The organism is Lysobacter fragariae (genome assembly GCF_054779775.1).
Window position 1 is genome coordinate 75,450 of record NZ_BAAGXP010000023.1, and the last position, 16,436, is coordinate 91,885.

17 protein-coding genes and 1 tRNA gene are annotated in these 16,436 nt (G+C 64.9%); 4 read left to right on the top strand and 14 right to left on the bottom strand.

The genetic code is table 11. From position 1 onward, the window contains the following. Positions 1–265 precede the first annotated feature (265 nt). The 9 genes from ACYVD7_RS14675 to uvrB form a co-directional block, all read right to left on the bottom strand. Positions 266–826 carry a hypothetical protein gene (locus ACYVD7_RS14675; RefSeq protein WP_460764673.1) on the bottom strand — a complete coding sequence of 187 codons (561 nt, stop codon included), beginning with the start codon at positions 824–826 and terminating at the stop codon, positions 266–268. A gap of 54 nt (positions 827–880) precedes the next feature. Further along, complete coding sequence (locus ACYVD7_RS14680) at positions 881–1,561, bottom strand: helix-turn-helix domain-containing protein (RefSeq protein WP_460764675.1); 681 nt, start codon at positions 1,559–1,561, stop codon at positions 881–883. Positions 1,562–1,945: 384 nt separating this feature from the next. Then, positions 1,946–2,074: a hypothetical protein gene (locus tag ACYVD7_RS14685; protein ID WP_460764677.1), complete on the bottom strand. Its 129-nt coding sequence runs from the start codon at positions 2,072–2,074 to the stop codon at positions 1,946–1,948. An 11-nt stretch (positions 2,075–2,085) separates the two neighbouring features. Beyond that, positions 2,086–3,672 (bottom strand): replicative DNA helicase, encoded by a 1,587-nt coding sequence (locus ACYVD7_RS14690; protein WP_460764679.1) that lies wholly within the window; start codon positions 3,670–3,672, stop codon positions 2,086–2,088. Beyond that, positions 3,669–4,853, bottom strand: coding sequence for a hypothetical protein (locus ACYVD7_RS14695; RefSeq protein WP_460764681.1), 1,185 nt, complete (start codon positions 4,851–4,853; stop codon positions 3,669–3,671). The genes ACYVD7_RS14690 and ACYVD7_RS14695 overlap by 4 nt, the downstream gene beginning before the upstream one ends. After that, positions 4,837–5,151 carry a hypothetical protein gene (locus ACYVD7_RS14700; protein ID WP_460764683.1) on the bottom strand — a complete coding sequence of 105 codons (315 nt, stop codon included), beginning with the start codon at positions 5,149–5,151 and terminating at the stop codon, positions 4,837–4,839. The genes ACYVD7_RS14695 and ACYVD7_RS14700 overlap by 17 nt, the downstream gene beginning before the upstream one ends. 120 nt (positions 5,152–5,271) lie before the next feature. After that, positions 5,272–5,829 (bottom strand): hypothetical protein, encoded by a 558-nt coding sequence (locus ACYVD7_RS14705; RefSeq protein ID WP_460764685.1) that lies wholly within the window; start codon positions 5,827–5,829, stop codon positions 5,272–5,274. Further along, entirely contained in the window at positions 5,829–6,986 is a 1,158-nt protein-coding gene (locus ACYVD7_RS14710; RefSeq protein WP_460764687.1) for a tyrosine-type recombinase/integrase, read from the bottom strand. The genes ACYVD7_RS14705 and ACYVD7_RS14710 overlap by 1 nt, the downstream gene beginning before the upstream one ends. Before the next feature lie 720 nt (positions 6,987–7,706). Then, positions 7,707–9,737 carry an excinuclease ABC subunit UvrB gene (gene uvrB / locus ACYVD7_RS14715; protein ID WP_460764689.1) on the bottom strand — a complete coding sequence of 677 codons (2,031 nt, stop codon included), beginning with the start codon at positions 9,735–9,737 and terminating at the stop codon, positions 7,707–7,709. On the opposite strand from uvrB, the gene ACYVD7_RS14720 reads away from it, so the two are divergent. Continuing rightward, positions 9,715–10,539: a GspH/FimT family protein gene (locus ACYVD7_RS14720; protein WP_460764691.1), complete on the top strand. Its 825-nt coding sequence runs from the start codon at positions 9,715–9,717 to the stop codon at positions 10,537–10,539. The genes uvrB and ACYVD7_RS14720 overlap by 23 nt on opposite strands. 66 nt (positions 10,540–10,605) lie before the next feature. Continuing rightward, positions 10,606–10,682 (top strand) — tRNA-Asn (locus ACYVD7_RS14725). An 88-nt stretch (positions 10,683–10,770) separates the two neighbouring features. Here the strand turns inward: ACYVD7_RS14725 and ACYVD7_RS14730 are convergent. The 4 genes from ACYVD7_RS14730 to fabR form a co-directional block, all read right to left on the bottom strand. Beyond that, positions 10,771–11,037, bottom strand: a complete 267-nt coding sequence (locus ACYVD7_RS14730) for a hypothetical protein (RefSeq protein WP_460764693.1) — start codon at positions 11,035–11,037, stop codon at positions 10,771–10,773. A gap of 70 nt (positions 11,038–11,107) precedes the next feature. Next, positions 11,108–11,515 carry a VOC family protein gene (locus ACYVD7_RS14735; protein ID WP_460764695.1) on the bottom strand — a complete coding sequence of 136 codons (408 nt, stop codon included), beginning with the start codon at positions 11,513–11,515 and terminating at the stop codon, positions 11,108–11,110. Continuing rightward, positions 11,512–12,030, bottom strand: a complete 519-nt coding sequence (locus tag ACYVD7_RS14740; RefSeq protein WP_460764697.1) for a helix-turn-helix transcriptional regulator — start codon at positions 12,028–12,030, stop codon at positions 11,512–11,514. The genes ACYVD7_RS14735 and ACYVD7_RS14740 overlap by 4 nt, the downstream gene beginning before the upstream one ends. A 146-nt stretch (positions 12,031–12,176) precedes the next feature. Next, a complete protein-coding gene (fabR, locus tag ACYVD7_RS14745) occupies positions 12,177–12,866 on the bottom strand; it encodes an HTH-type transcriptional repressor FabR (protein ID WP_460764699.1) in 690 nt (229 codons plus the stop codon). Between the two features lie 64 nt (positions 12,867–12,930). On the opposite strand from fabR, the gene ACYVD7_RS14750 reads away from it, so the two are divergent. Both ACYVD7_RS14750 and ACYVD7_RS14755 read left to right on the top strand, forming a co-directional pair. Then, positions 12,931–14,046 (top strand): ferredoxin reductase, encoded by a 1,116-nt coding sequence (locus ACYVD7_RS14750; RefSeq protein ID WP_460764701.1) that lies wholly within the window; start codon positions 12,931–12,933, stop codon positions 14,044–14,046. 8 nt (positions 14,047–14,054) lie between these two features. Then, a complete protein-coding gene (locus ACYVD7_RS14755) occupies positions 14,055–15,182 on the top strand; it encodes a fatty acid desaturase family protein (protein WP_460764703.1) in 1,128 nt (375 codons plus the stop codon). A gap of 122 nt (positions 15,183–15,304) precedes the next feature. On the opposite strand, the gene ald is transcribed toward ACYVD7_RS14755, so the two are convergent. Next, positions 15,305–16,423 carry an alanine dehydrogenase gene (gene ald, locus ACYVD7_RS14760; RefSeq protein ID WP_460764705.1) on the bottom strand — a complete coding sequence of 373 codons (1,119 nt, stop codon included), beginning with the start codon at positions 16,421–16,423 and terminating at the stop codon, positions 15,305–15,307. Between the last annotated feature and the right edge of the window lie 13 nt (positions 16,424–16,436).

A 16,436-nucleotide genomic window follows, 5' to 3' on the forward strand; every position in this document is an offset into this window, starting at 1 on the left:
AAGTTCTACGTCCGGTGGTGCAGCGAGATTTGTCACCTGCACCGTCAAGCCGTCAGTGTCCAACCTCGTGGCGGCGCCGGGCGCCATAAAAGAAGGCCCCACCTCGCTCTCCGCCGACAACCGGCGCGGTGAGTATGGCGGAGCCTTCGTGCCGGCAATTTCCCCGCGTCACAAGGGCGAGATTGCCGGCGCTGGCATGGTCGGGGTGACGTGCCTCCCACACCTCCTTTCGATTTCGCGGGCCAGTCAAATTTCGCGCTTAAACCTAAATCGACTGTAGCTGCTCGGTTAGCCCGCGACTGGCTAGCCGCCAGAATCGGTTTCTCAGTTCGGCGTGGCGCACACTCAGGCGGCAGTACGTGCCCCAGTCCATCCCGGCCGGCTTCTTCTCTACCTTGCCGGGCCAGCCGCCCAGCCGCTTGCGGACGCGAGCCATGGCGCTTGCGGTGCGCTCTAGATGGGCTTCGTTCTGATGGGCGTAGGACGGCGGGACAGGCGACGCCTCGCGGTGACAGAAGCCCATGCCGGGCCAGCGATAAATCTTTCGCGCGCGCCGTCCCGAGAACGGACAGACAAAGAACCAAAGGCGCCCGCCGAAGTGAGCCGGGATGCTCACGATTTCGATGCGCTCCATTGTCGGACGCGGTTCGCCGCCGAAGTTGCATTCCAGCGTCGCGACGCCGGACTCCTCGCCGATGGTGGCCCGAAGGGTCACTACCCCTAGCACGTCGCCGCCACGGCGAAATTCCAGCTTCGCAGCGCGCGTGGCAGGCCCATAGCGCTCTGTGAACCGCCAGCCGCGAAGGTTGAGGGTGGTAATCGGCAACGCTGCGACGTTTCCGACCAATGGGCGGGAGCTTCGTTCGCGTCTACTAGCCACTTACGCCGCCTCGCCGAACCGGCCAAGACGGAAGCGCTTGAGGCTAGCTTCAGCATTGCGGGCAGCAGCTTCCAGCTTGGCCATGCGGTGGATCACCGTTGCCGATCCGAGCGTTTCCTCGAACTGAGGATTGCGGGTGCAATAGGCGCTGATGACTGCGGACAGTTCCGATACGCCGCTGAGCATCCCGTCGATTCCGCTGCTAACCGAGACGACTTCCCGGTGCACCATGTCCAGCGCGAGCAAATCGCGCTGACGCATGCGCTCCCAAGCATCCAGCATCCATGCCTGCGTTCCACGGGGCACGCCAACCTCCCAGTCGTCCGTAACACCGAACAAGAAGTCCACGCTCACTTCGTACACTTCGGCAGCGTTGCGAATCAGCCACAGGGGCACCGAGTTCGTGTCCGTGGCCGCTTCGACCTTGGACAGCTTGCTGGGATTCGCATATCCGAACCGCCGCGCGGCCTCGCTCTGGCTCAGGTTGTTCAGCTCGCGCGCTTCACGCAGGCGCTGGCCGACGGTTTTCACCAATTCGTGCTGGGTCAGCTTGGAAGGCACCACCAGCGAGGCGGCGGCGACGGGGTCGGTGAAGTCGATGGATTCAATCACGCCAAGGGCTTCGCGACCTTCGGCCAACTTCTGCAGCGCGTGGGGGCTTTTGAAGTTCTGGTCAGTCATTCGTGCAAACCTTTCGTGATGTTCGACGCCAGTTCCCTGAAGAAGCTCACGCTCACCTCGGCCATCGTCTTCGACTCCAACTCACGACGGGGCGGGAGGGTGGCTCAATCGCGTCAGCTTGCTCTATGCACCACCTCGCGCGGTCATGCCATTTCCGGTTTTCGTCGGTCGTCATTTGAAACCGTCCCCTTCTGGCGAGCGGGCCGCATCGGTGAACTTCATCGTTGCAGAATGGAAGGCGACCTTCGGCAACCCCGTTGGGCCGTGGCGGTTCTTCTCAATCCATAGTTCCGCAAGGTTGGGCGGTGCCTTGTCGTCGTGGACAATCGGGCGACCGGCTATCAACGCCCTTCACGACCTGCGCCAGTGCGACAACAGGAATGTTCAGGGATTGAGCAACACGGTATCCACCGCGTAGGCGAGCGGGAGCTTTTGCGCTTTCAGCCCCTTGGCGGCGGCGAGCCGGGTTATGGCGCGATGCTCGTTCTCTCGGTTCTCTTTGGTTTCGTACATCGGGCGCGAACTCATGCCGGCACCGCCCCCCGGGCGCCTGCGCCCGCACTCGACTGGCGGGCGGACCTGCCCATGCCGCTCTTACGGCCGCCGCCGCTGCTGGCATCGCCCTCCGCCAGCGAGACACCCTTTGCGAGCGCGATTTTCAGCTCTTCGTCGTCGATGTCATCCAGACGGCAGTAGGCAAGGTCGGTCTTGGCATACGCGGAGCCCACCTCGCCCTCGCGCTGCTTGGCTACGATGAATTCCAGCAGCCCCGGCGCGCGACTGGATCGGCCTTCGCGTTCGGCGTAGTAGTCGTCGCGGTACAGGAACACGATGAGGTCCGCGTCCTGCTCGATGTTGCCGGACTCGCGAAGGTCGGCCATCGTCGGGCGCTTGTCGGCGCGCGATTCCAGCGAGCGGTTGAGCTGCGACAGCAGCACGACCGGGATTTTCAGCTCCTTGGCCAGCTTCTTCAGGGCCGCCGTGATGTGACCGATTTCGACCGTCTCGCGGGTCTTGCCCGGCAGCGGTATGAGGTGCAGGTGGTCGATCACCAGCATGTGGAACGGTTCGCGCTGGAACTCGCGGCGCGCACGCGCGCATATCTGCCGGATGTTCAGGCCCGGCGTGTCGTCGATCTTCAGTCCGGAGGACTTCAGCTTGCCCACGCCCACGCCGATGCGCGACCAGAAGGTGTCGGTTTCTTCGTAGCGCTCCCCCTGCTCCTTGAGCTTCTTCTGCGCTTCCTCGTATTTTTTCGGGTTGCGGAAGAACTTCAGCGGCACGTTCGATAGGCTGGACACCGCTCGGTTGAATATCGCGCGGCCGGTGCTCTCAAGGTCGATATACAGAACGCGCTTGCGCTTCGGCGGCTCCCGCAGCGCGCAGGACGTGGACAGGTTCACCGCTGCCGCGCTCTTGCCCATGCTGGGGCGCGCGGCGAGGATGACCAGATGCCCATCTTCGAGCGAGTCGATGATCCCGTTGAGCTTGCTCCACGGCGTCACGATCCCCCGCTCCTTCTCCGGGTTGTAGTAGCGGTCCTGAAGATCGTCGAACCACTCAGTGCCGACCTCGCGCATGTCCCTCGGGCCGGTGCCGGACTTGTCGTCGGCGAGCTGGATCAGCGCAACCTGCGCGTCGCCCATGATTTCCGCCGTGTCGCGCCCGTCCGGGTGGAAGCCGTCGTTCACCATCCCGGTGCCAATGTCGATGAACTGGCGCAGCTTCGCCTTGTCACGAACGATGCGCGCGTAGGCGCGGACGTTCGCTGCGCTCGGCGTCGTCGATGCCAGCTCGATCAGATAGGCGCCGCCGGCGACCTGTTCGGCCATGCCGTTCGACTCGAACCACTCGCCAAGCGTCACTGCGTCGTAGGGGCGATCCTTCTCGGACAGCTCGCTGATGGCGCGAAAGATGAGCTGGTGGTCGCGGCGGTAGAAGTCCTCCGCAGTCAGGATGTCTTCCACGTCCACCCACGCCTTGGGGGAAAGCATCACGCCGCCGAGCACGGCTTGCTCTGCCTCGATGGACATAGGCGGCACACGCAACTGCTCGACGCGCTCGTCGCGGCGGGTGCGGAAGGCGTCGTCGTAGTGGAGGGAGGTGCTCACTGGCCACCCTCCGCCGCGCGGCTCACCACGCGGTCGTAGATTTCGAGCATCGTGGCTTCACGGGTGAGGTACTCGAAGGTCGGCACCCAGTTCCCGTGATCCTTGCCACCGCCGGCGCGGCCGGATTTGTGCTCGTCCGCAAGGCATTCGGCCCAGTAGTCCACCCAAAAGTCGCGGACGATGAGGTCGCTGTCGTAGTCCTTGCGGCAGATGTCGCGCGCCACGGCGAGGGACTTGGCCACCTGCTTCTGGCGCTTGTCCGCGCCCACGTCGGGATCGACGTTCGCGACCAAGCCGCCCTTGGCCTTCGTGAGCTTCGATTCGTTGAAGGTTTCGATGGCGTCGCGCGTCACCTGCGCGAGTCGCATCGCCCGGGCCGCCGCCTTGTCGGCTGCGCTGTCCTTCGCCCCTGCTGCTGCATCAGCGTCGCCAGCAGAGGTCAGCGGCGAAGCCGGTGACGAAGGAGTTTCTGAATCCTGTTCCTGTTCCTGCTCCTGTTCCTGTTCCTGATTAGCCATAGTCTTCGTGGAAGGCTTCGGGGAAGCCTTGCTGGAAGCTTCCGGGGAAGCCTTGCTATCGGGCTTCTTCGGCGCCTTTTCCTCATCGAAAGCAATGAGATACGAGGGACCCAGCGATTCGACGAAGGCGCGAATGTAGGAAACCGCCTCGCGTTTGAGGTCGCACTCCGGCAACACGTCCAGCTCAGAGCGCCACGACACCACCACGTTCGGCGACTCCGGCTTGTTGTGCTTCAGGGCCTTCGGCAGCCACACAAGGCGAGCTTTGAGGTCGGCTTTCACCATGCCTTTCTCGACGACTTCCCGGAAGGCTTTGTCGAAGTCTTCCAGCTCCCAACCCAGTTCCTCGGCCATGCCCGCGCGACCCGCCCGGAACAGTCCCGCGATGGGGCTCGTGTGAGGGCCGGTCATCAGGAACAGCCAGAGGCTTTGGCCGGACGCTGGCATGGGCGACAGCGCACGGAACTTTTCGTCTGCCCACGTCCGCACTTCCACCTTGCGATAGCGGTGCTTCTTGGTGCCGTTGTTGTGGACCGCTTCGGAAACAACGGGGGCGACAGCCTGCGTAGCTGCGCCACCATTCACCTGCACGCCGCCCGCGGCTGCACACTCGACGCCCGCAGAATCCCCCTGCGGGCGTCCTTCGTTATCCGGCGCCAGCATCGGGCACCTCATCGCGCGGCAGCGCGCACGGCGGCGTCATGGCATCGATGGCAGCCGCAGCGGCCATGCGCTTGGGCAGGCTGTCGAGGCTCGCGAAGAAGACATACCTCTTTACCCCGAGGGTAAAGGTGTCGATTAGGCCGTCTTTCGCGTACTGGTAGGCGCGGGTGCGGTTGATCCCGTAGGCCGCGCAGGACTGCACCAGCGGGCCGTAGGTGGGGCGGACGGGTTCAATGTTGACCCCGTAGGCCGTGCCGGGCGGCGCCAACGGGTTGTGGGTGGGGCTGGGTTCTTGCATGACACTGATTCCTGATATCAGCTCTCCACGACGGGATACGTGGATTGCTATGGACTCGGTGTCTGCCGATTATGTGTCGAGAAACGAAAATGTCTCGCTTAGATTCTTTCTCTACAGGTCCTACGAGAGCCCGCCTTTTCTGCCGGCGTTGGCGTGCTTGAGGTAATTTACTTCGCCCTCAAGCTCCGCAATCTTCTTCCGAAGGGCATCGTTCTGGAATTTTGCGAACCCCAATGCCTCGACCCATTCCGCAGGCGCCTCCACCGTTGGTATCGGGATTGGTGCTTGCAGGATGACTTCCTCCGGGTACTGGTAATCGACTTCAAATTTGAGCTCGTGGACCACAGGTTGAGGGACTTCATAGAGCCCCTCGAACCTTTCGGACCACTTCGTGTTCGCGAAGTCGCCAACCCACTCAATGCTCTTGCCTTTCGGCTTGTTAGAGCTGGCCCAATACGCGAAAAAATCGCGCCGGAACGAATTTTGGTCTTCTCCTGTAGTCTTGAGCTTGCCGTTCAGGGCGGCGTACTCAATCGCCTTCCGGGCGCGGTCCAGCGCTCCCCTGTGGCCCCGCGCTCCCTTGTCGTCGTCGCTCCTGCGCCGATCCCGCTCCGCATAGATGGCCGCCGCCTCTTCAAGCTTCAGCACGTCGTTGGCCTTGAATTTGCACTCCGCCATTACAGCACCAGCCCCGCCAGCGCCTTCGCCGCGTGATCGCCGCGCAGGTGCCCGTAGTGCTCTTGGATCATGACGATGCTGGTGCCGGCTAGCTTGGCGGTCGTCATCAAGTCGAGCCCCTCGGTCACGAGGTCGGTGATCGTAGAGTGGCGCAGCGTATAGGCCGTCGTCTCAGTCGGCAGCTTGGCTGCCTTCGCCGCATCCTTGATCGGCCCCTTCCAGCTGTCCTTGTCCCATGCCTTGCCGTCCGCACGCGGGAAGATCGGCGCCAGCGGCAGCTTGCCCTTCACCTGAGCCTTGAACAGCGCGATGTGGTCATCCGGCAGCTTCAGGCTGCGGCCGTTCCCGGCCTTGTCGCGCTCCACGACAAGGGTGCCGGTGCGGGGCTCAAAGTCGCGCACGATCAGCCCAGCGAGCGCGCCGGGGCGAAGGGGCAACAGGCAAAGGGCACGGCAGAATGCCGCAGCATCCGCAGGCAGCTCGGCCAGCATGGCGCGGCGCTGGGCCTTGTCGAGGTACAGCTGTCGGCGTCCGGTCGCTCTGGCGGGCTCCAGCGCCACGCGCCACGCGAGCGCCGTGGCCACCTCGCCCCGGCGGAGGGCGGCGTTGAGCGCGGCCCGGAGGGCCACCATGTCGCGGTTAACCGTTGCAGGCGACCGGGGGCGGGTGATTTGGGGGCCTTCCTTCGTGCGGCTAACGCGCGCGGGCATGGCTTCCAGCCGGGCACGCCATTCCTTGACGTGGTGCTCGCGCAGCTTTTGCAGCTTGATCGACCCAATCGGATCGCTGTCGATGTACTGGCGGAAGCGCCGTTGCAGCTCGGCATCGTTGCCAGCGTACGTTGCGCAGGCTTCCTTGACGGTCGGCTCCTCGGTGGAGCCGCCATGTGACAAGTGCCTGAACCACTCCTCCGCGTCCTTCTTGGCCGCGTCGAAGCGTTCGCTCGGCGGGAGGTTGTCGAACGCCCCGAGGCTCTTGCCCGGCTTCTTGCCGGTGTCGGCGTCGTGGTAGCGGGCCAGCCAAGTGCCCGTGCCGTTTCCGTGCACGGACGGGCGGAAGCCGAGGTAACAGCCCACTGACAGCTTGTGCCAGTAAGGCTCTTTGCTCGGCCTCGCCGTGAGCTTGTTGCGAGCGCCAACCTTGTTGAGTTCGGCCATGTGATCCCCCTGAAATCCGGTGCCTTCCATCGAGTATGGAAAGAGTATGGAAGTCCATGGAAATTCACAATGGTTCAATGAGCCTAAAATCAATGGCTTATTTGCTAGGTGTACCGCCGTGAACCCCGTTTCCCCGCCTTGACATGGTAGGGGTCACAGGTTCGAACCCTGTACCGCCCACCACGCTTTCGACAGCGTGACAAATACACAGCGGCGCGGTCCTTCGGGGTCGCGCCGTTCTGCTTTGGGGCGCCGGAAAATCCATGGGGAACCGAAGAGAGGCGCATGCCACAAGGCACCCTTCCGGCACACCGCTTCGACCAGAACGCCTCAACCCGAAGCTCCTTGTCCCAACCGGATGGTCACCCGGATCTCACGAGATGGTCAGCAGGGTCTCGCGAGGACCTGACAGCATCTGGTGAGTCCCCTGAAGTGTCTCGCCAGATGGTTGAGAGCATCTGGCGAGATGCCAGCAAGGTCTCGGCAGATGTTCCGGGCATCTCGGGAGAGGCGGAACGTGTCTCGGCAGGGGCCGCCAGCATCTCGGAGAGGGTGGGCAACATCTCGCCAGAGGGTCGGCAGCATCTGAGCAGACCCCGCCAGCATCTCGGCAGATGCCAGCAGCATCTCGCGAGACCCTGACAGGTCCTCGCCAGATGCCGTCGAGCATCAGCGCAGATGCCAACAAGTATCTGCGGAGCCCCCCCGATACCTGAGCCGCTACGCTGCGAACCCCGCCTCCCGCAGCCGCCGCAACTGGTCGCGCACGGCGGCGGCCTGCTCGAACTCCAGGTCGCGGGCGTGCTTGTACATCTGCTGCTCCATCGCCTTGATCCGTGCGGCGAACTGCGCCGGACTGAGCCGGGCGTACTCCGCGGCTTCCTCGGCGATCTTGCGGGCCCTGCCCTTGGCCTTGAGCGCATCGGGATCGACGCGCGCGCCTTCCATCACATCCATCACGGCGCGGACGATGCTCTGCGGCGTGATCCCGTGCGTGGCGTTGTATTCGACCTGCTTCTGGCGGCGGCGGTCGGTTTCATCGATCGCCTTCTGCATCGAATTGGTGACGCGGTCGGCGTACAGGATCGCCTTGCCGCGCAGGTTGCGTGCGGCGCGGCCGATGGTCTGGATCAGCGAACCCGCCGAACGCAGGAAGCCTTCCTTGTCGGCATCGAGGATCGCCACCAGCGAGACTTCCGGCATGTCCAGGCCTTCGCGCAGCAGGTTGATGCCGACCAGCACGTCGAACACGCCCTTGCGCAGGTCGCGGATGATCTCAACCCGCTCCACCGTTTCGATGTCGGAGTGGAGGTAGCGCACGCGCACGCCGTGTTCGCCCAGATACTCGGTGAGGTTCTCGGCCATGCGCTTGGTCAGGGTGGTGATCAGCACGCGATCGCCCATCGCGACGCGCTCATGGATTTCGCCGAGCACGTCGTCGACCTGCGTGCCCACCGGGCGGATTTCGACCTGCGGATCGATCAGGCCCGTCGGGCGCACCACCAGTTCGGTGATCTGTCCTTCGGAATGCCGCAGCTCGTAGGGCCCGGGCGTCGCGGACACGAAGATCGCACGCGGCGACCGTCCTTCCCATTCCTCGAATTTCAGCGGCCGGTTGTCCAGCGCCGATGGCAGGCGGAAGCCGAATTCCACCAGCGTCTCCTTGCGCGAGCGGTCGCCCTTGTACATCGCGCCGACCTGCGGAACGGTGACGTGCGATTCGTCGACCACCAGCAGCGCGTCGGGCGGCAGGTAGTCGAACAGGCACGGCGGCGGCTCGCCCGGCATGTGGCCGGTGAGGTGGCGGCTGTAGTTCTCGATGCCGTTGCAGTAGCCGACCTCGGCGAGCATCTCCAGGTCGAACTGGGTGCGTTGCGCCAGCCGTTGCGCTTCCACCAGCTTGTTCTGCGCGTACAGCTGTTCCAGTCGTTCGCGCAGCTCTTCCTTGATCGCGGTGATCGCGTCCAGCACCGTGCGCCGCGAGGTCACGTAATGCGAACCGGGATAGATCGTGTAGCGCGGCAGCTTGCGCAGCGTCTCGCCGGTAAGCGGATCGAACATCGTGAGGTTTTCGATCTCGCCGTCGAACAGTTCGATGCGCAGCGCCTCGGCATCGCTCTCGGCCGGATGCACGTCGATCACTTCGCCGCGCACGCGGTAGGTCGCGCGGCGCAGCTCGGTGTCGTTGCGGGTGTACTGCATCTCGGTGAGGCGGCGGATCAGCTCGCGCTGCTCGATGCGTTCGCCCCGCACCATGTGCAGCACCATCTTGAAGTATTCGTTGGGATCACCCAGGCCGTAGATCGCCGACACCGTGCAGACGATGATGGCGTCCTTTCGCTCCAGCAGCGCCTTGGTCGCGGACAGGCGCATCTGCTCGATGTGCTCGTTCACCGAGCTGTCCTTCTCGATGTAGGTATCGGAGGACACCACGTAGGCTTCCGGCTGGTAGTAGTCGTAGTAGCTGACGAAGTACTCGACCGCGTTGTGCGGGAAGAACGACTTGAATTCGCCGTACAGCTGCGCGGCCAGCGTCTTGTTCGGCGCCATCACGATGGTCGGCTTCTGCACCTGCTGGATGACATTCGCGATGGTGTAGGTCTTGCCGGAACCGGTGACGCCCAGCAGCGTCTGGTGTGCCAGGCCGTTCTCGAAACCGTCGGCCAGTTTCACGATCGCCTGCGGCTGATCACCGGCGGGCTGGTACGGCGCGACCAGTTCGAAGGTCGTGGGGTGGATCAGTTCGTTCATCGGCCTGTGCGGGGGCGTTAGGCAATCGCTGAGTGTAGCCAGTCGCGGTGACGAAGGCGGCGGGGATTTTTCCTACCCGGCGCGGGGCTGGTCGCCGACAGACCGGCCGGGGCGGTTTCGCGATCCTGTCCGCGTTTTCCACGGAGCGGAGCACGTGATGAACCGGAGCAGCGGATTTGAGAGCAGCGGATTCAAGAGCAGCCGATTCAAGAGCAGCAGATCCAAGAGCAGCGGATCCAAGAGCAGCGGATCCAAGGGCAGCGGATCCAAGAGCAGCGGATTCACCCTGATCGAAGCAATGATTGCCATGGTCGTCCTCGCCATCCTGCTGGCGATTGCCCTGCCCGCCTGGAGCCACGCCCGCGCGGCCGTCGGCAGCGGCTCGATCAAGGCCAGCCTGGCGACGGTCCTGATCGACGCGGTGCGTCATTCGACCATCACCGGCACTGAAGTCATCGTCTGCCCGCGCGATGGCGGCGACCAGTGCAGCGGCCAGCCCCACTGGGACGGCGGATGGATCGCCTATGCCGACATCAACGGCAACCGCAGCCGCGATGCCAACGAGACCGTGCTGGCACGGGGCAAGCCGCTGGAAAAAGGCTTCCACCTGCACTCGACCGTCGGGCGCACGCGGGTGATCTTCCAGCCCAACGGCGGCAACGCCGGCTCCAACATCACCTTCACCCTGTGTGACCCCCGCGGCCCGGCGCAGGCGACGACGCTGGTGCTGTCCAATATCGGCAACCTGCACAACGGCACGCCCTCGGACACGGCGGCGCGGGAATGCGCGTACGGAGGCTGAAGCTGCGGCAAAAACGCGCGGGAAGGCTTGACCCTCCCCCACCTCGCCCCTAACATACGCCTCCCCGCCCGAATAGCTCAGCCGGTTAGAGCACTTGACTGTTAATCAGGGGGTCGTTGGTTCGAGTCCAACTTCGGGCGCCAGAAAATTCAAGGGCTTGCGATCATCTCGCAAGCCCTTTTTCTTTGTGTCCGGGAACTGGCGGACACCGAAGCGGCGCTCGTAGGCCGGCTACTTTCCCTCGCCCGTCACCGGATCGTGGGCCAGCACTGCGCCAGCGTGTCGTGCGTTGCGCCACCGGGTCACGTACGGCAGCGCGAAGAGATACAGGCCGGAGAACAGAAGCAAGGCGAGTGGGGGCAGCGGCGAGTAGGTCACCCACGGTGACGGCACCGCACCGCCCGCCTTTGCCCGGACGACGAAGTTGGCGATGACGGTCAGCGTGAAAGCGATCGCCACCCAGCGGTGACTCTGCCGGATCCAATGGTTCCAGTTCAAAGGAATCTCCTTGAAAGACGGGCCCGCTGCGAGCGGGCACACGGACAGGTACTTCGATGCGCGCCCTGCCTCAGCTGCGCGCCTGGATCATCTTCCAGCCGTTCCCCGACGGATCGCGGAATCCGGCATCCACGGTGCCGTAGCGATCGACGGGGTCCTGCGTGAACTCCACGCCGCGGGCGTGCATCCGCTCGAAGACGGCGCGGCAATCGTCGACGACGAGCACGAGCGGCGGCATGGCGCCCTTCGCCACGAGCTCGCGCAGGGTCTGTACGGTTGCCGCGTCGAGCATCGGTTGCTCCGCCGCGAACAACCCGAGCTGGAAGGACGGCTGGTCCGGGTGCTGCACCGTCAGCCAGCGATAGTCGCCATTGCGCGCGTCGGTGTGGACGCGGAATCCGACTTTTTCGACATAGAACTCGAGGGCTTCGTCCTGATCGCGAACGTACAGCCCGACTACTCCAACACCCTGGTTCATGGCACCTCCGTTTGTTTGGCCGCGCTTTTTATACCGCCCGCCTCCTGCCGCCGCTTCTCCGAAACTGCGATCGTGAGGCCGGGCCGGTGTGCGGCGCTGAGGAAGCAGGCTGGCACCCATTCGAGTTCGTGCTGAGCAGCCCTCTGGCGCGTACGGAACTCACCCGGGCTCTCGCCGGTGATGTCGCGGAATGTGCGTCCGAACGTTCCCAGGCTTGTCCAGCCGGTCTGGAACGCGATATCGATGATGGACTGGTCCGTGTCGCGGAGCAGCGCCGTGGCCCGTTCGATTCGCCGCGTGAGCAGGTACCGATGCGGCGGGACACCGAAGGCTTCCTTGAACGATCGCGCGAAGTGGGCCTGCGAGACACAGCTCACGCGCGCCAGCCGCTGGACGGGCCACTCCTCGTGCGAGGCGGCGTCGATCCGGTCCTTCGCACGCAGCAGGCGGCGCAACAGTTCGGGATCCTGGCCTGCAGGTCCTCGTCCTTGATTGCCCCCGCCTTCTGTTCCCATGCACGCTCCTCGCACTGATCGCTTGCAGACCTTCGCCGGGCGAACTGGCTGCTTCCTTCACCCAGGCGACGAACTGCGCTTCGCCTGGAAGATCAATCTCGCGCGCCTCCGTGGCGGACCTTCGCCAGCGGACGCAGCAAACGCCGCTAACCGGTAGTCGCGGGCCTCGTGCCCAGCGCACGCGCGCCGACGATGATCATGCGCACCATCTGGGTGAGTTGATCGACCAGCTCCGCATCGCGCTCGGGCGGCAGGTCCAGGGCCGTTGCGCCCATGGCGAATGCCAGACGCGTGATGGCCTTCGCGGCGAGTGCGGGTTCGTGCAGCGTGATGCCGTCGGCGGCAGCGAAGCGGATCAGGTCCAGGCGCAGTTCTTCCTCGAAGAACATCAGCTCGCGGTCCACGGAGCGCTTGAAGGCGTCGGAGCCCACCGTGCCTTCGCGCAGCAGCACGTGCAGCAGCCGGTCGTCGGCGCGCACCTGTTCGATGAAGGCTTCGACCGAGCCACGCACGATGCTGTTGTCGATGCTCGCGCGCCGGCGCGCGGCACCGACGATCTTCCGGAGCGATTGCCCGGCCAGGTCGATCAACGCGACGGCCAGTTCATCGATGTCGCGGAACTGGCGATAGAAGCTGTTGGGCGCGATGCCGGCTTCGCGGGCGACTTCGCGAAGACTGAGGCTGGACACGCTGCGGTGCGGCCCCAGCAGGCGCAGTGCCGCCGCCAGCAGGTCGTCGCGGGAAATCGAGGCCTTGCGGCCGACGCTCGTGTCGGTCTCGGCGGCGGAGGTGTCGTGCTGGGTCAAGGCGGTGAACACGGGCGGACCAGAGGTCATCATATCGGCTTAATTAATATACATCTGTATAGACAATTGTGTATTCATGTGTATATTGACGCCCATGAATGCTGTCCTGAACCCGCCCACGCCAACCCGCCCAGGCCTGGTCCGCCGGCTGGTGAGCTACTGCGCACCACCGCAAGCCCTTGATTTCTGGGTGTCCCGGCTGAACCCGGCGTGGTCGTGGGAACGCCCGAGGGCACGGGTGCTGGAACGGCACCATGAGTCGGCCGATGCGGTCACCCTGGTCCTGCAGCCCAATCGCGGCTGGGGTGGTTTCCGCCCCGGGCAGCACGTGAATGTCGGCGCCGAGATCGATGGCACCCGGATCACACGCAGCTACAGCCTGACCGGCATCCCGCGCCGGGATGGCCGCGTCGCCATCACCGTCAAGGCGACCACGGGCGGCAAACTGAGCCAGCACCTTTGCCACACGGTCCGCCCCGGCGACCTGCTCGACCTGGGCGCCGCGTTCGGCGACATGGTGTTGCCCGACCACATCGACGCCCCCTGGCTGTTCCTTGCCGCGGGCAGCGGGATCACGCCGCTGATGGCGATGACCCGCGAGTTCGCCGCGCGCGGAATGCCTGCACCGCTCACGCTGCTGTATTGGGCGCGACGCCGCGAGGAATTGTGCTTCGTGGACGAATTGCGTGCGCTCGCGGATGCGCACGCCGGTTTCACCGTGCATTTCGTGCTGACCGGCGACGCCGCCGCGGCGCGCGACGAAGCCAGCGGTCGCATCGACGAAGCGCACCTGTCGACCCTGGTGCCGGACCTCGCGCAGCGCCGCGTCCACGCCTGCGGCCCCGGCGACTTTGTCGAAGCCGCGCGCCAACTGGTGCTGCCGCAGGCACGTTCCTTCCACGCCGAAGCCTTCACGCCGCCACGCCGTCGCGACGACACCGCCGACGACGCGGGCACCGTGCAGGTCGCGCTCGCTACGAGCCAGCGCACCCTCACCCTGCCCCGCGGTGAATCGCTGCTTGTCGCATTGGAAGCCGCGGGAGTGAAACCCGCTTCCGGTTGCCGCATGGGCATCTGCAACACCTGCGCGTGCGGCAAGCGCGCGGGCAGCACGCGCCACCTGCATACGGGGGAACTGCAGCACGAACCCGTCTCCGCACTGCGCCTGTGCGTCAACCGCGCCACCAGCGACCTCGTACTGGAACTGTGAGCCCCGCCATGCCCCGCACTTCACACAACCGCGCGCTGACCACCGCCGAACTCGACAGCTTCGGCGTTGAACTCGACGCCCTGCGCGCGCGCACCGTCGCCACGCTCGGCCAGCGCGATGCCGATTACATCCGCCGCATCGTCGCCGCGGTGCGCTGGACCGGACTGGCGGGTCGCCTGCTGCTGATGGTCGGCGCGATCGGCGGCGCCTTCGTTCCCGCACTGCTGTGGCCCGCATGCATCGGTGGCACGCTGCTGCTGGCGCTATCGAAGATCCTCGAGAACATGGAACTCGGCCACAACGTCATGCATGGCCAGTACGACTGGATGCGCGACCCGCAACTCAATGGCAAGACGTACGAATGGGACATCGCCGGCACCAGTGACAACTGGCGCAAGACCCACAACCATCACCACCACACGTGGACCAACGTGCGTGGCATGGACGACGACATCGGTTACGGACTGCTGCGCCTGTTTCCCGAACAGCGCTGGAAGGCGTTCTACCTCGCGCAGCCGGTGGTCGCGGTGGTGTTCGCACTATTGTTCGAGTGGGGCGTCGCGATCCAGGACCTGCGCCTGGGTCGCTGGCTCGCCGGCAAGACCAGCCACGCGAAGATGCGCGAGCAGTTCCGCCCGGTCGGCCGCAAGATGGCGCGGCAGGCACTGCGCGACTACGTGCTGTTTCCGCTGCTGGCCGGCCCGTTCTTCCTGCCGGTTCTACTGGGCAACGTGATTGCGAACATCCTGCGCAACCTGTGGACCTACACCGTGATCTTCTGTGGCCACTTCACCACGGATGCGGAGACGTTCTCGAAGGAATCGGTGCGCGGCGAATCCCGGGGACAGTGGTACGTGCGCCAGCTGCGCGGCTCATCCAACCTCACGGGCGGCCGGCTGATGAACCTGATGACCGGCAACCTCAGCCACCAGATCGAACACCACTTCTTCCCCGACATTCCTGCAAACCGTTATGCGGCGATGGCGGTGGACGTGAAATCGATCTGCGCCCGATACGGCCAGCACTACAACACCGGATCGATGCCGAAACAGTTCGGCCAGGTGATCTGGCGCATCCTTCGCCATGCGTTCCCCAGCCGTCCCGTGCGGCAGCCGGCGCAGTTGCAGTCGGCCTGATCCGCAGCTCTACCTGCGCGACTTCCGCGCTGGCTGCACACCGGCGTCGCCCGCAGCACCACAGAAACAAAAAAGGCCCGCACGATGCGGGCCTTTTTCTTGTGCAACGATGGCGACGTCAATTACATGCCGATCGCAGTTTCCGCAGTGACGTACGGCAGGCCATGGGCTTCGGCAACCGGCTCGCACGTAACGTGGCCTTCGGAGACATTCAGGCCGTTGCGCAGGTGGACGTCCTGCGCCAGCGCCTTCTTCCAGCCGTGGTTGGCCAGCGCCAGGGTGAAGGGCAGCGTCACGTTGTTGAGCGCGAACGTCGAGGTGCGCGCAACCGCGCCCGGCATGTTGGCCACGCAGTAGTGCACGACGCCGTCGACGACGTAGGTCGGATCGGCATGCGTGGTGGCATGCGAGGTCTCGACGCAGCCGCCCTGGTCGATGGCGACGTCGACGATCACCGCGCCCGGCTTCATCGTCTTGACCATTTCCTTCGTCACCAGCTTCGGCGCGGCGGCGCCCGGGACCAGCACGGTGCCGATCAGCAGGTCGGCGCGGCGCACGAGTTCCTCGATGGCCGAACGGGTGGAGAACACGGTGGAGATCGAGGTGCCGAACTGCGTGGCGAGGCGCTTGAGCGCTTCGGAAGAACGATCGACGACGGTCACCTGCGCGCCCATGCCGACAGCGATCGTCGCGGCGTGGGTGCCGGACACGCCGCCACCGAGGATGACGACTTCAGCCGCCGGCACGCCCGGGACGCCGCCCAGCAGCACGCCACGGCCACCCTGGGCCTTCTCCAGCGAGTGCGCGCCGACCTGCGGAGCGAGGCGACCGGCGACTTCCGACATCGGGGTCAGCAGCGGCAGCGAGCCGTTGGCGGCGGTGACGGTTTCGTAGGCGATGCAGATCGCGCCCGAGGCGATCAGATCGTTGGTCTGCGCGGCGTCAGGCGCGAGATGCAGGTAGGTGAAGAGGATCTGGCCCGGGCGCAGCTTCTTGCGCTCCTCAGCCAGCGGCTCCTTCACCTTCACGATCATCTCGGCGTCGGCAAAGATCTGGTCGGCCGTGTCGATGATGGTGGCGCCGGCGGCGACGTAGTCGGCATCCGACAGACCCGCGCCGAGGCCGGCACCGGTCTGGACCAGCACCTGGTGGCCGTGGTGCACGAGTTCCTGCACGGACGACGGAATGAGGCCGACGCGGTACTCGTGGTTCTTGATTTCCTTCGGTACGCCGATGCGCATTGCTGGTTCTCCC